The organism is Asticcacaulis sp. MM231, from assembly GCF_964186625.1.
Lineage (GTDB): Bacteria > Pseudomonadota > Alphaproteobacteria > Caulobacterales > Caulobacteraceae > Asticcacaulis.
Genome location: NZ_OZ075108.1, coordinates 188,039 through 200,559 on the forward strand (window position 1 = coordinate 188,039; position 12,521 = coordinate 200,559).

Here is a 12,521-nt window from a genome sequence, read left to right on the forward strand (position 1 = left end):
CAGATTCGCCACATAAAGCGTTATAAACCCGCCCGATTGGCGCGTCCTGCGATTTGCAGATAGAGTCGCTCGGCGATCAGCAGGTCCGGCATGCCGGTCGACTTGCATTGCTTATCGGCATCGATCAGATCGCGGGCCAGAGCATCGAGCGTGCTGAAATTCCACGCCCGCGCCTGACGTAGCATATCGTCCTCGTCCTTCCAGAAGACGCCGGCATTGCGCGCCGCCTCCTTGGTGCCCAGTCCTTTTTCCAGCATACTCTTGAGCAGCTTGAGCTTGTTGTATTGCAGGCTGATGGCGCGCATGGCGTCCGGGCCACTTTCACCCTCGGCAAAGGCGCGGCGCAAACCGGCCTGCGCCGCCTTCATTCGGCCGCCGAAGGCATCGGAGGCTGCCTTGAACAGGGAGGCTTCCGGTTCGACGCCGAGAAACTCCTGCAGCTCGACCTCGTTCAGCGTCTTGTGCGAACCGGGCCCGATAAACAGGATCAGGCGTTCGATCTCTTGCCGGGCGATACCGCGTTCCTTGGGTAGGCGCTGAGCGAAGATATCCATGGCGGCGCTGCTTAAAGAGACTCCGTCGGCCGCCAGGGCCTCACGGGCCATTCGCACCACATCGCCCGTTTCATCTTCGTAGCAAGCGATGCTGGCGAGGTTTTTGTCAGCGTCGGCCAGACGGCGCAAAGCGGAATCGGAACCGAGGCCGCCGGCCTCGATGATAATGAAGGCGTCCTTGTTGAAATCACCGGCGGCATGGGCTTTCAGGCTGGCCGCCACGGCTTTATCGAGTGCCGCTTTTTCTGAGAAAAACTTCAGCCGCACCAGACGCTTGCCACCCATCAACGACAAGGATTGCAACTCGCCTTCCAGTCGGCCGGCATCGCCTTCGATATCGGTATCGGTGATCAGGGATACATTGAAGGGATCGGTAATGTCGGGCACGATCCGCTTGGCCAGCGCCGTGCAGCGCTCGATGACCTGACTACGATCTTTGCCATAAACCAGTACGCCCACCATGTTGGCGGGCGGCTTGGCGAAAAAGGCATCAATCTCGGCGCGTTTGGCCAGCTTCATATTTAGGGCTTCGGCTTCTCGTGGAAATACAGCGCCAGATCGGTCTGGATCTTCTGCGAGATGCTGGTGGCGATACGTTCCTGTGCATCCTGTTGCGAAATCACCCCGGTAAAGGGCGATACAGACGTGTCGTAGGTCACGGTTTCCGAGAAAGCGCTTTTCAAGATAACGGCATTGGTACTGATATTTACCAACTTGTACGTCACCGAGCTGGTGATTTCAGAACGTGTCGAGGTGTCGTCAACCTTGTAACCAATAGAATAATGCTGTTCTTTCATGGTGATCACCAGCTTGTACAGCTTAGGTGTCGAGTTATCGCTGGCCAAGCGATTGCGAAGATCCTGCTCAACAAAATAGCCGGTGCGGGTCTGGGGTGCATCGATATCGATCTGCGCCAGATTGACCGTCAGGCCTTGCTGGGCATAGAGCGGCACGAAACCGCAGCCGCTTAGGCTGAAGGCGGGCAGGGCGACAGCGGCGCAAAGGGCCAGCGTTCTGAAGACTTTAGCCATATTAACCTACCACGAAATTGAGAATCCGGTTCGGCACGATGATGATCTTGCGAATGGAGACGCCCTCAAGATGCCGCTTAACCCCTTCATCCGCAAGCGCCATCTCGCGGATCTGGTCCTCTGTGGCGCCGACCGGCAGGGAAATCTCACCGCGCTTCTTGCCATTGACCTGAACCGGCATGACGTAAACATCATCCTGCGCCAGTGCGGCGTCGAATTTCGGCCAGGCGGCTTGCGCGATCAGGCCGTCATGGCCCAGACGCGTCCAGCATTCTTCAGCCAGGTGCGGGGTGACGGGCGCGATCAGGCCGGCCAGCAGGGTCAGGGCCTCTCGGCGTGCTTGTGAGCCGGTTTTGCTGATATCCGAGGTGCGGATCACCGTTACGAATTCGTACAGCTTGGCGATGGCGGCGTTGAAGCGGAAGCCTTCAAAGCCTTCGGTGACGAACTTGACGGCCTTGTGCGCTGCCTTGAGCAGCTCAGCGGCAGCATTTTCGTCCGTACACGGAATGTTTTCATCGGGCAGGGTGTCGAACTGATCCCAAACTCGGTGGGTGAATCGCCAGGAGCCTTCGACGCCGGAGGTTGACCACTGGACATCGCGTTCGGGCGGTGAGTCGGACAGTACGAAAAGACGTGCTGAATCAACGCCATAGGTGTCGAAAATATCTTCCGGCGCCACGGTGTTCTTCTTCGACTTCGACATCTTTTCGATATCGCCAATCGCGAGGCTTTCACCGGTCGAGAGCTGCACAGCCTTGCGTGCACCACCTTCGTTGGTGATCTCGACATCAGCGGGCTCGACCCAATGGCCGCTGGCGTCCTTGTAGGTCTCGTGCGTCAGCATACCTTGCGTGAACAAACCGGCGAACGGTTCCTTGACCTCCAGATAGCCGCAGTGATTGAGCGCGCGCGTGATGAAACGGGCGTAGAGCAGGTGGAGCACGGCGTGCTCGATACCGCCGATATACTGATCGACCGGCAGCCAGTAATCGGCGGCCTGCTTGTTGATCGGGTTCGGGGCCTTCGGATCGGTGAAGCGGGCGAAATACCATGACGAATCGACAAAGGTATCGAGGGTATCGGTCTCGCGGGTGGCGTCCTTGCCGCAGGTGGGGCACTTGACGTGCTTCCAGGTCGGGTGGCGCGCCAATGGATTGCCGGGCACGTCAAAGGTGACGTCCTCGGGCAGGACCACGGGTAATTGATCATCGGGCACGGGCACGACGCCGCAATCATCGCAGTGGATGACCGGGATCGGGCACCCCCAATAGCGCTGGCGTGACACGCCCCAGTCGCGCAGGCGGAAGACGGTGGCGCCTTCGCCTAGGCCCATGGCCTCGATCTTTTCGATGGCGATGTTTTTCGCCGCTTCAATCTCCAGACCGTCAAGGAATTCGGAATGGAAGATCGTGCCGGGACCGGTATAGGCCTCGTTAGCCACCTTGAACTCATCGGGGTTGGCGCCGTTCGGCAGCACCACTTCGGTGACGGACAGGTCGTATTTGCGGGCGAAGTCGAGGTCGCGCTGATCGTGCGCCGGGCAGCCGAAAATGGCGCCGGTGCCGTAATCCATCAGCACGAAATTGGCCACCCAGACATCGAGCGTGGCGCCCGCTTTGAAGGGGTGCTGCACCTTGATGCCGGTGTTGAAACCAAGCTTTTCACCAGTGTCGATCTCGGCCTGGGTTGTCCCGCCCTTGCTTAAGCTCTTGGTGAAGGCGGTCAGTTCAGGATTGTTGGCAGCGGCTTCCACCGCCAGCGGGTGATCGGCAGCGATGGCGACGAACGACGCGCCGAACAGAGTGTCGGGGCGGGTCGTGTAGACCTCAACGCCACCGTCACGCTCAGCGAACGGGAAAGTCATTTTCAGACCGCGCGACTTGCCGATCCAGTTGGCCTGCATGGTGCGGACCTTGTCCGGCCAGCGATCAAGTGTATCGAGGCCGGAGATCAGGTCGTCGGCGAAGCGCGTGATGCGCATGAACCACTGGGTCAGCTTTTTCTTTTCGACTACGGCGCCGGAGCGCCAGCCGCGACCTTCGATGACCTGCTCATTGGCCAGTACGGTGTTGTCGACTGGGTCCCAGTTGACCAGGCTTTCGCGGCGGTAAACGAGATCGTTCTTCAGCAGGGCGTTGAACCATTTTTGCTGCTGGCCGTAATACTCCGGATCACAGGTGGCGAATTCACGCGTCCAGTCGATCGAGAGGCCCAGGCGCTTCAGCTCGGCGCGCATTGAGGCTATATTGTCGTAGGTCCAGCCTTTCGGATGGATCTTGCGCTCCATGGCGGCGTTTTCGGCCGGCATACCGAAGGCGTCCCAACCCATGGGATGCAACACATTGAAGCCACGGGCGCGTTTGAAGCGCGCCACTAGATCGCCCATGGCGTAGTTACGCACATGCCCCATGTGGATGCGGCCAGACGGATAGGGGAACATCTCGAGCACATAATATTTTGGCTTATTGGTGTCTTGGGAGGTGAGGAACACGGCGCTGTCATCCCATCGTTTGAGCTGACGGGGTTCGGTCTCTTTGGGATTGTAACGGGCCATAAGTCTTTGTGCGTATAAAGGGAAATGATGCCCGCTTATAAGGCGGCTTACGCAGGGATTCCAGTTGTTTCTCGGGTGTTCGCACCATAGATAAAGCCGCCGAAGCGATACCCGGCGGCTTTATGATGTCTCAGGTGTCGAAAGCCTAGTGTTGCGGAATCAACGGATGGATTCCCTTGATCTTGCAAATATGCGAGTTCTGTGTCGATGGACATGGACAAAAGGCTGTTGCTGTCGCCTGAGGCTCGGGTGCGGTTGGAAGGTTGGGTGGCGGACCGGAACACGCCGCAGAAGCTTGTTTGGCGTGCGCGGATCGTGCTGATGTGGGCGGACGCGGCGAGTTTGGCGTCGATTGTGCGGACGCTGGGCAAGACCAAGAAGACGGCCTACCGCTGGCGCGATCGTTATCTTGAGCAGGGTGTCGATGGGCTTGGGCGCGACGCGACCCGGCCTGGCCGTAAGACGCCGTTGAGCGCCGAAGTCATTGCGCGTGTGGTCGAGATGACGCTGCGACAGAAGCCACCGGCTGCCACGCAATGGAGCGCGCGCACGCTTGCCAAGGCGGTGGGTCTGAGCCACACCAGCGTACAGCGCATTTGGAGCGCGCATGGGCTCAAGCCCCATTTGACCAAGACGTTCAAACTGTCGAACGACAAGCAGTTCGTCGAGAAGGTGACGGACGTCGTCGGTCTCTATCTTGATCCGCCGGACCGGGCACTGGTGTTCTCGGTCGATGAGAAGTCACAGATCCAGGCGCTGGACCGCACCCAACCGGGCCTGCCAATGAAGAAGGGGCGGGCGGGAACGATGACCCACGACTATAAGCGGCATGGCACGACGACACTGTTCGCCGCCCTCGATGTCGCCACCGGCAGGGTGATCGGCGAATGCATGAAACGTCATCGGCACCAGGAATGGCTCAAATTCCTTCGACTCATCGACCGCAGCACGCCCAAGGGCTTCGACCTGCACCTGATCGCCGACAACTATGCCACCCATAAGCATCCGGCGGTCAAAGCATGGCTGGCCAAACATCCTCGCTTCCACATGCATTTCACCCCCACTTCGGCGTCCTGGCTCAATCAGGTCGAACGCTTTTTCGGCTTGATAACAGGCGATCGCATCCGCTGCGGCGTGTTCAAGAGTGTCGCCGAACTCGAAGGCGCAATTCAAGACTATCTCGATCATCACAACGCCGATCCAAAGCCCTTCGTTTGGACCAAATCCGCTACAGACATTCTTGAAAAGGTCGCCAGGGGGCGACAGGCGTTAGAGTCACAACACTAGTTCTTGACGTCGGAAAGACGCAATTCGCGGGCGCGCGACAGGATGGCGTTTTCGATGTCGAGCTGGGTTTGCTGCGACACATCGGCCGTGACCCAGCGATCGCCCGAACGGACTTCCTTCTGGACCGCGACGTTGAGCGCATCGGCGCGCAGGCGCGAATCGAGGATGAAGATGGTGACCTTGAAGTGCTCGTCCGGGGTTTGCGGATTGGCATACCAGTCGGTGATGATCACGCCGCCCCAGGGATCGGCCGAGGTCAGGGGCATAAAGGAAATTGTGTCGAGCGAGGCGCGCCACAGATAGGCATTGACGCCTATGCCGGCTTGCTCGGCATTGCTGCTCTTGGAGGCCTTTTTGCCACCGAAGAGATTGCCGAAGTCGATTTTGGATTCTTCCTCGGGCACGGTTGCATTGGCGGAAGTCGTGGCGCCGTCCTTGCCCTTGCTGCCAAGGCTGGCGCAGGCGCTAAAGGACAGGCATACACCGAGAGCCGCCAGCACCAGGGCCGATTTCCGCATGGTCGTCATAGAATGATCACTCCGCATTTTTCAAGTTCGGTGATTGCCCTCGGCAAAATCCCGGAATTGCTTAAATTATTTTGCCCGTGTCGGCACCCCGGCCTTGTCGACCATGCCCTCTATAGCATGGACGCCGTGGGGTATGACAAGAGGCCCTTCACAAGTTTGTTAACACACCAGCAAATAAGGGCGGATGTGGGGCGGAGCGCAAAACCTTATCTGCCCTTTGCATCAGGGCTGACACATGGCCGGTATCTCTCTTATGGGCCGTTAACTATCCGTGGCGGATTCAACACAACAGGGAAGGGAATGTTACAGAAGGGGTGTTTTTACCACTTGCTGAATTGACGGACTTATCGACAGGCCTTAATTCAGAATTGACATATCTGTGTCTAAATAGATGTGTAGAACGCGTCCGTGGTCCGATAGATCTGAATTTGCCTAGTGTGGTGAAATTTCAGGGGAAATCGGGGTTCGGATTACAAAGATCGAGAAGATGAAACCTGTCGTGTCTATGGCTGTCTCTATGTTGGTTCTGGCAATCGCCGGAAGCAGCACCTATGCCATGGCGCAAACCAAGCTGGTCAAGCCGCAAGCGGCAAGTGAGATCACCAGCCTGACCCCGCTGATCACACCGGTCGGCGACAGCTACATCAGCGAAGAGAATACCGGCTTCACCAAGCCGCAATCGAAGGTCTATCAGTTCAATCTCGATGGCAAGTGGGGCGTCAAGTTCGATGTCAACCAGCCTGAAACCGCCCAATCGGGCCTCAACGATATAGATGCCGGCGCTTTCTATAAGCTGACCCCGTCGGTTCGCGTGGGCGGCACGGTCGGTTTCGGTGAAAAATCCGATCCGCTGAAGCCGGAATCGCGCCGCCTGTCCCAGGACAAGAAGCAGCCGCGCGTCCGTCTGGAAACCACCTTCAAGTTCTAAGCGAAAACGCCTCGACGGCGCCTATGCCGGACAGGCCAGTGTCTCGCAGCGACAGAATGTTGTCGCAACTGATTCCCCCCAATCCATAGACCGGCACATTGGCCACATCGGTCAGATCGCGCACGCCTTTTGCGCCAAGCGCTTCGATGCCTTGCGCCGACGGGCTGCGGCTGGCGAAAACCGGCGAGATGAAAACCGCGGACAGGCCTTCATCGCCTGTCAGTGTACGCAGGGTCTCAGTGTCATGACAGGCGGCGGTCAGCGTCAGGTGCGTATATCGCGCGTGCAGATCGCCGGCCCTGATCAGGCTTTTCTGGCGCAGGTGCACGCCATCGGCGCCGACTTCAAGCGCCAGGGCATCGTCCTCCCCAATCAGCAGGGTCAGGCCGTTGTCGCTGGTTATCTTGCGCAATAGGCGGGCCCGTTTCGCGGCGTGGCTTTCACCGAAATGACGATAGATGATGCCGCAGCCTTCCGGCATATGGATGGCGATATCTTCAGGGTGGGGGGTACGTTTCGGATCGGTAAAGAAAAACAGCGCCGGCAATTGGCGCTTCAACGGTGACGGCGCTTGCGCTATATCCCGTGCCTTATCGAGCAGATACTGAAAGCGGGTCTTGTATGTCATTGCCAGATACTCAGCCGAATACCGCCTATTCTAAGCTCATAGCGAAGATGCACAAGGCTTTAAAAGCCGCCGGTCGCGCGCCGGATGCGGCGTATTTGACGGCGGTTTCCAAAAATCAGCCATGGGAGGTCATCGCGCCGGTTCTGGCTGCCGGTCAGCGGCGGTTTGGCGAAAACCGCGTTCAGGAAGCGATGACGCGTTGGGATGGGGTGCGCGAAAACTATAGCGATCTCGAACTGCGGCTGATCGGACCTTTACAAAGCAACAAGGCGGCGGAAGCGGTGGCATTCTTCGATGTGATCGAGAGTATTGACCGCGACAAGATTGCGCGGGTGATCGCCGAAGAGATCCAGAAGCAGGGTCGGCACCCGACGCTTTATGTGCAGGTCAATATCGGTGAGGAAGAACAAAAAGCGGGGGTTTTACCGCTGGAAGCCGACGGGTTTTTAAGGGCCTGCGCGGATTACGGCCTGAAAATCGACGGCCTGATGTGTATTCCGCCGGTTGAGGGGCCGCGCGGGCCTTATTTCGCATTGCTGAAAAAGATCGCGGATCGTAACGGCATTGCGCACCTTAGTATGGGGATGAGCGACGATTTCGAGACGGCGCTGGCGTTTGGTTCGACGGAAATACGAGTCGGGTCGGCGATTTTCGGTTCGCGCTGATAGGTATGGGGTTTGGGGCCTGTGGACCCATGCCTTCCCCTTTCTTCTTTTCCTCTCGCCGTCCGGGCGAAGGGAAAAGAAGAACGAAGAACAGATGTGGGGTCGCGGACCCCACGCCCCATAACTGTCAAATGTGAATTTCGATGGCGTCACCAGGCTGAGCGACACGCAGGAAGGCCTGCATATCCTCCAGCTTCAGCGCTACGCAGCCCTCTGTACCGCTGTAATCCGGCCGCGCCAGATGGGCGAAAATGGCCGATCCCATGCCAGACACAGGCGGGTCATCATTATGACCCAATACCACGATCAGATCATAGACATGGTCATCCCGCCACAGCTTTTCGTGGCTCGGCGCAAAAGGGAGCTTCACATGCTGATTGTAAAACGGGGATGACGGATCGTCGCACCAGCCGTCATCGGGCGACAAAGTGACGACGTTCAGCGCCGTTTGCGGTGGTGAAAGGCGGTCTGGACGGTAGAAAACATAGCGAATCGGCCAGATTCCCAGTGGAGATGCGCCGTCACCCTCTCTTTTCTCACCTGCTGGACGCACGCCCCCTTTCCCAAGCGAGCAACGCACACTATGTTCATAGATATTGAACATGCCATCGGCGGTGGCCTTAAACTTATTGATCATTTATTTGCTACCGCTGCTTAATCTCATAACGATAAGACTTAAAGATACAGGATCATGGTGCAACAAAAAACCCTGCTCATAGTCGATGATGATGATGAACTGCGCGAAGCCCTGGCGGAGCAGCTCGAACTTCATGAAGAATTCAAGGTCATTCAGGCCCCCAACGGCGCCGAAGGCCTGAAACTGGGCAAGAGCGTCAATGCCGACCTGATCCTGCTCGATGTCGATCTGCCGGATATGGACGGCCGCGAAGCCTGCCGCCTGCTGCGCAAAGGGGGGCTGACCACACCGGTCATCATGCTCACCGGCCAGACCTCGGATTCCGATACCATCCTCGGTCTCGATGCCGGCGCCAATGATTATGTCACCAAGCCGTTTCGTTTCGCCGTTCTGCTGGCGCGCATCCGCGCTCAGGTGCGTTCACATGAGACCAGCGAAGACGCCACCTTCCGCATCGGGCCCTATGAATTCAAACCGGCGCTGAAGGTGCTGGTCGATCAGGCGCAGAAGAAAACGCGCCTGACGGAAAAAGAAACCAATATCCTCAAATACCTCTATCGCGCCGGCGGCAAGCCGATCACCCGCGAAGAACTTCTGACCGAGGTCTGGGGTTATAATGCCGGCGTCACCACGCACACGCTGGAAACCCATGTCTATCGCCTGCGCCAGAAGATCGAACCCGATCCCGCTAATGCCCGTCTGCTGATGACGGATGCCGGTGGCTACCGTTTACAATTTTAGCAGGGGCACAGGCCCTGCACCCATAAGTTAATCAGTTGAACCGGCGTTGCGAAACGCTGGTTTTTCTTTGCGCGTTACTGATCTCGCCTTGTCTTTTGTTCGTATGGTTATACGGGGCAACAAAGGAGGGTCATTATGCCGCTCAGAAAATCTCTTGCCGCCTGCGCCGTTGCGGTTATCGCGCTTTCCGCCTGTACCACCCTGCCGACGGGCGAGGCCGTGCCCAAGACGGCTCAGGTTTCGATGGAACACTATTCCGGCACCTGGCTGGAGATTGCCCGCCGGCCAATGTGGCTGACCGATGGCTGCGTTGCCGGCTACACCACCTATGCGCCGGGTCAAAAGCCGGGTGAAATTGCGGTCGAAGACGGCTGCCACAAGGATACGCCCACGGGCAAACGGAAGACGATCAAGGGACGCGGCGTGCTGACCGATGCCGGTGAAGCTAATGCGAAGCTCGAAGTACACTACCCCTTCTTTATTACCTGGAACTACTGGGTGCTGTATGAGGCGCCGGACCATAGCTGGTTTATCAGCGCTGATCCGGCCATGAAGAACCTGTGGATCTATAGCCGCTCGGTGCCTTCCGCAGATGCGCGCGCCGTCATGGTCGCCAAGGCGAAAGAGCTGGGTTACGACACCAGCAAGCTGGAATTCCCGGCTTTTTAGGCGTCGGCTTGCGTGTCGGCGTACCAGACGAACCAGATGGCGTCCTCGATCTTGCCGCCAGCAGCTATCAGGCGCTCGACCGGCTCCGGAAAAGCTTCCTTGATCTCGCGGGCGAAATCGAACTCCGCCTTGAGCAGTTGCAGATCCTGTAAGGCCACATTGGCGGCCATTTCCACCTGTGCCTCCCACGGCAGCATGGGCGGGATCAACTGGCAGGCATCGATCTGCACCCAGTCGCATTCGCCGATGGCGTCTTCCGTGCGGATCTGAAGCTGACCGCCGATATTGCGCAGGCCTCGCGCGCGCGCCGCTTCGATCACTTCGGGCAGATCGCCGATGCGCCAGGCATATTCGTCATGACGGACATCAGCCTTGGCCAATATTTCGGGGGGTAAAAGCGCTTCAGACATAGTTTTTCTCAGATGACTTATGGGTGCAGGGACTAGTTCCTGCGTCTTATATCTCAAACCTTACCTGTATCGGCGCGTGATCGGAAGGGCGTTCCCACTCGCGCACCCTGTCATGGATTTCGGCGACAATATCTCCTTGCACCATTTCCATCAGGCCGGGATTGAGCAGGATATGATCGAGGCGCAGGCCGCGGTTGCTCTTGCGGAAATCGGCCGCGCGATAACTCCACCAGGTGAATACCTTCTCGGGATTGGGATAGCTGACGCGGAACGGATCGTGCAGTTCGCCGGCGGCGATGAAATTGCCGAAGGTTTCGATCTCGATCGGGGTATGGCTGACCACTTTCAGCATCTGGCGATGGCTCCAGACGTCGAATTCACCGGGCGCGATGTTGAGATCGCCACAGATCAGCAGCGGCTTGTCCTTGCCACGCTGGGTCAGGGTTTCGGTCAGGCGCTCATAGAAGGTCAGCTTGTGATCGAACTTGTCATTGCCTTCGCGGTCGGGGAAATCGCCGCCGGCCGGGATATAGAAATTCCAGATTTCCGCACTATCTCCGTTTTCTGTGGCTATCTTGATGGCCTGAGCGCGGGCTTCGCCGCGACGGCAGAATGACGGGGTGCCGAGCGCTTCAAACGGGATTCGGGAGACCAGAGCGACGCCATGCCAGCCTTTTTGGCCGGCGATCTGGATATGGGTATAGCCAAGCGCCTCAAAGGCTTCGCGCGGAAACTCATGCTCCTGGCATTTGATTTCCTGCATGCACAGAATGTCGACGTCATTGTCTTTCAGGAACTGTTCGATCTGGGGCAGACGCAGGCGAACGGAATTGACGTTCCACGAGACAAGACTAAGGCGCATATAGGGGTATACTCTCAAGTGACTCCAATGCTGTAAGGCATTGGCAAGTGCGACTGCACGCCCGAGCTGATGCGAGGAGGCTCGCGCCGCTTGAGCGAAACAAAATCAAAAAAAACCGATCCGCGCTGACGGACCGGTTTAAAGATTTGGCACATAACACGAAGAGAAAAAAGGGAAAACGCACGCCCGAAAAGGATCGGGCCCAAGGTGTAAACCCTGTGTACAGAGATTATTCCGCCGTCTCATCTCCATGTGTGAAAAATAACACGATCACAAAAAAACGACAAGAGAAAAAGTTAAACCCGCGTTATTTTTTTACCTGAGGCTTATTCAGCACAAATAAATCAGGTTTTAGCGCCGAATCACGAGCAAATGTGGCCAACCTGACGGTGGTGGCACGATTTTGCATGTCGGTAATCGTCCATTCGCGCAGGATGACGTCGCTATTCGGTGCCTGATCGAAGCCGAGCGTGACGGAACCTTCGGCAGATTTACGGCGATCGCGTGCTTTCAGCGTGAAGCCCGTGGCGTTGGAACTGACGGCGGTGACCACCACGCCCTGATCGAAGCGGATGTGCTGCGCCAGGAAGAGCGACAGCGGGGTTTCGCTCAAAGGATAGCGATCAAAGCTTTGCAGGCGCGGGTCCCACATATTCACATTCTTGCCGTCCGAGACGAGCAGCAGCGATGACGGGGCGTCATATTCAAAGCGCATCTTGCCGGGGCGGGCGATATACCAGTTGCCCTGCGTCTTGCGGCCCTTAAAATCGGTCTGCTCGAAACGGCCCTTGCCGGTGCGCAGGCCTTCGAGAAAATCGGTGGCTTTCTTAATGCGCGCCTTATCGGCCGGATTAAAGCTGGGCGGCGTGATCAGGCCGCTGAACTGGTTTTTGCCGCTTTCGGCGAAGCCGGAGGTGGCGGACAGGGCAAGGCCGGTCGTGGCCAGACCCAGCAGGAAGGTGCGTTTGTTAAGATCGTTCATAGCCTTACCCATAAATCCAATAATCATAAAAAGCCAATGTCTT

General features: G+C 57.6%; 14 protein-coding genes. 5 read left to right on the forward strand and 9 right to left on the reverse strand.

What is annotated here, in order from left to right; all coding sequences use genetic code 11:
* Window positions 1-20 precede the first annotated feature (20 nt).
* The 3 genes from holA to leuS are packed head-to-tail and all read right to left on the reverse strand — an operon-like array spanning window position 21 to window position 4,142.
* Entirely contained in the window at window positions 21-1,073 is a 1,053-nt protein-coding gene (holA, locus tag ABQ278_RS00890; protein WP_349320783.1) for a DNA polymerase III subunit delta, read from the reverse strand.
* A 2-nt stretch (window positions 1,074-1,075) separates the two neighbouring features.
* Window positions 1,076-1,585: an LPS assembly lipoprotein LptE gene (lptE, locus tag ABQ278_RS00895; protein ID WP_349320784.1), complete on the reverse strand. Its 510-nt coding sequence runs from the start codon at window positions 1,583-1,585 to the stop codon at window positions 1,076-1,078.
* A gap of 1 nt (window position 1,586) precedes the next feature.
* Window positions 1,587-4,142 (reverse strand): leucine--tRNA ligase, encoded by a 2,556-nt coding sequence (gene leuS, locus ABQ278_RS00900; RefSeq protein WP_349320785.1) that lies wholly within the window; start codon window positions 4,140-4,142, stop codon window positions 1,587-1,589.
* A gap of 207 nt (window positions 4,143-4,349) precedes the next feature.
* Between leuS and ABQ278_RS00905 the strand changes: the two genes are divergently transcribed.
* Window positions 4,350-5,429, forward strand: a complete 1,080-nt coding sequence (locus tag ABQ278_RS00905) for an IS630 family transposase (RefSeq protein WP_023447558.1) — start codon at window positions 4,350-4,352, stop codon at window positions 5,427-5,429.
* Here the strand turns inward: ABQ278_RS00905 and ABQ278_RS00910 are convergent.
* Window positions 5,426-5,956 carry a DUF3576 domain-containing protein gene (locus ABQ278_RS00910; RefSeq protein WP_018080713.1) on the reverse strand — a complete coding sequence of 177 codons (531 nt, stop codon included), beginning with the start codon at window positions 5,954-5,956 and terminating at the stop codon, window positions 5,426-5,428. The two genes, ABQ278_RS00905 and ABQ278_RS00910, sit on opposite strands and share 4 nt — an antisense overlap.
* A 487-nt stretch (window positions 5,957-6,443) precedes the next feature.
* Here ABQ278_RS00910 and ABQ278_RS00915 point away from each other — a divergent pair, with 487 nt between their 5' ends.
* Window positions 6,444-6,884: an NtrZ family periplasmic regulatory protein gene (locus ABQ278_RS00915; RefSeq protein ID WP_349320786.1), complete on the forward strand. Its 441-nt coding sequence runs from the start codon at window positions 6,444-6,446 to the stop codon at window positions 6,882-6,884.
* Here the strand turns inward: ABQ278_RS00915 and ABQ278_RS00920 are convergent.
* A complete protein-coding gene (locus ABQ278_RS00920; protein WP_349320787.1) occupies window positions 6,874-7,431 on the reverse strand; it encodes a thiamine phosphate synthase in 558 nt (185 codons plus the stop codon). The two genes, ABQ278_RS00915 and ABQ278_RS00920, sit on opposite strands and share 11 nt — an antisense overlap.
* A 74-nt stretch (window positions 7,432-7,505) precedes the next feature.
* Here ABQ278_RS00920 and ABQ278_RS00925 point away from each other — a divergent pair, with 74 nt between their 5' ends.
* Window positions 7,506-8,177: a YggS family pyridoxal phosphate-dependent enzyme gene (locus ABQ278_RS00925; protein ID WP_349322188.1), complete on the forward strand. Its 672-nt coding sequence runs from the start codon at window positions 7,506-7,508 to the stop codon at window positions 8,175-8,177.
* A 127-nt stretch (window positions 8,178-8,304) separates the two neighbouring features.
* Here the strand turns inward: ABQ278_RS00925 and ABQ278_RS00930 are convergent, their stop codons facing one another.
* Complete coding sequence (locus ABQ278_RS00930) at window positions 8,305-8,814, reverse strand: L,D-transpeptidase family protein (RefSeq protein WP_349320788.1); 510 nt, start codon at window positions 8,812-8,814, stop codon at window positions 8,305-8,307.
* 54 nt (window positions 8,815-8,868) lie between these two features.
* On the opposite strand from ABQ278_RS00930, the gene ABQ278_RS00935 reads away from it, so the two are divergent.
* Together ABQ278_RS00935 and ABQ278_RS00940 are read left to right on the forward strand one after the other, a co-directional pair.
* Entirely contained in the window at window positions 8,869-9,555 is a 687-nt protein-coding gene (locus ABQ278_RS00935) for a response regulator transcription factor (protein WP_018080718.1), read from the forward strand.
* 135 nt (window positions 9,556-9,690) lie between these two features.
* Entirely contained in the window at window positions 9,691-10,224 is a 534-nt protein-coding gene (locus ABQ278_RS00940) for a lipocalin family protein (RefSeq protein WP_349320789.1), read from the forward strand.
* Here ABQ278_RS00940 and ABQ278_RS00945 read toward each other — a convergent pair.
* The 3 genes from ABQ278_RS00945 to ABQ278_RS00955 all read right to left on the reverse strand — a co-directional run bounded on the left by ABQ278_RS00945 (window position 10,221) and on the right by ABQ278_RS00955 (window position 12,478).
* Window positions 10,221-10,634 carry a hypothetical protein gene (locus ABQ278_RS00945; RefSeq protein WP_349320790.1) on the reverse strand — a complete coding sequence of 138 codons (414 nt, stop codon included), beginning with the start codon at window positions 10,632-10,634 and terminating at the stop codon, window positions 10,221-10,223. The genes ABQ278_RS00940 and ABQ278_RS00945 overlap by 4 nt on opposite strands.
* Window positions 10,635-10,680: 46 nt before the next feature.
* A complete protein-coding gene (gene xth, locus ABQ278_RS00950; RefSeq protein ID WP_349320791.1) occupies window positions 10,681-11,496 on the reverse strand; it encodes an exodeoxyribonuclease III in 816 nt (271 codons plus the stop codon).
* A gap of 307 nt (window positions 11,497-11,803) precedes the next feature.
* Complete coding sequence (locus ABQ278_RS00955) at window positions 11,804-12,478, reverse strand: outer-membrane lipoprotein carrier protein LolA (protein WP_349320792.1); 675 nt, start codon at window positions 12,476-12,478, stop codon at window positions 11,804-11,806.
* Window positions 12,479-12,521: the final 43 nt, after the last annotated feature.

Bases quoted from the DNA above. Each gene is read 5' to 3' on its own strand.
- ABQ278_RS00935 (WP_018080718.1), top strand. From the start codon at position 8,869: ATGGTGCAACAAAAAACCCTGCTCATAGTCGATGATGATGATGAACTG.
- ABQ278_RS00925 (WP_349322188.1), top strand. From the start codon at position 7,506: ATGTCATTGCCAGATACTCAGCCGAATACCGCCTATTCTAAGCTCATA.
- ABQ278_RS00915 (WP_349320786.1), top strand. From the start codon at position 6,444: ATGAAACCTGTCGTGTCTATGGCTGTCTCTATGTTGGTTCTGGCAATC.
- ABQ278_RS00955 (WP_349320792.1), bottom strand. From the start codon at position 12,478: ATGAACGATCTTAACAAACGCACCTTCCTGCTGGGTCTGGCCACGACC.
- holA (WP_349320783.1), bottom strand. From the start codon at position 1,073: ATGAAGCTGGCCAAACGCGCCGAGATTGATGCCTTTTTCGCCAAGCCG.
- xth (WP_349320791.1), bottom strand. From the start codon at position 11,496: ATGCGCCTTAGTCTTGTCTCGTGGAACGTCAATTCCGTTCGCCTGCGT.
- ABQ278_RS00910 (WP_018080713.1), bottom strand. From the start codon at position 5,956: ATGACGACCATGCGGAAATCGGCCCTGGTGCTGGCGGCTCTCGGTGTA.
- ABQ278_RS00945 (WP_349320790.1), bottom strand. From the start codon at position 10,634: ATGTCTGAAGCGCTTTTACCCCCCGAAATATTGGCCAAGGCTGATGTC.
- ABQ278_RS00930 (WP_349320788.1), bottom strand. From the start codon at position 8,814: ATGATCAATAAGTTTAAGGCCACCGCCGATGGCATGTTCAATATCTAT.
- leuS (WP_349320785.1), bottom strand. From the start codon at position 4,142: ATGGCCCGTTACAATCCCAAAGAGACCGAACCCCGTCAGCTCAAACGA.
- ABQ278_RS00940 (WP_349320789.1), top strand. From the start codon at position 9,691: ATGCCGCTCAGAAAATCTCTTGCCGCCTGCGCCGTTGCGGTTATCGCG.
- lptE (WP_349320784.1), bottom strand. From the start codon at position 1,585: ATGGCTAAAGTCTTCAGAACGCTGGCCCTTTGCGCCGCTGTCGCCCTG.
- ABQ278_RS00905 (WP_023447558.1), top strand. From the start codon at position 4,350: ATGGACATGGACAAAAGGCTGTTGCTGTCGCCTGAGGCTCGGGTGCGG.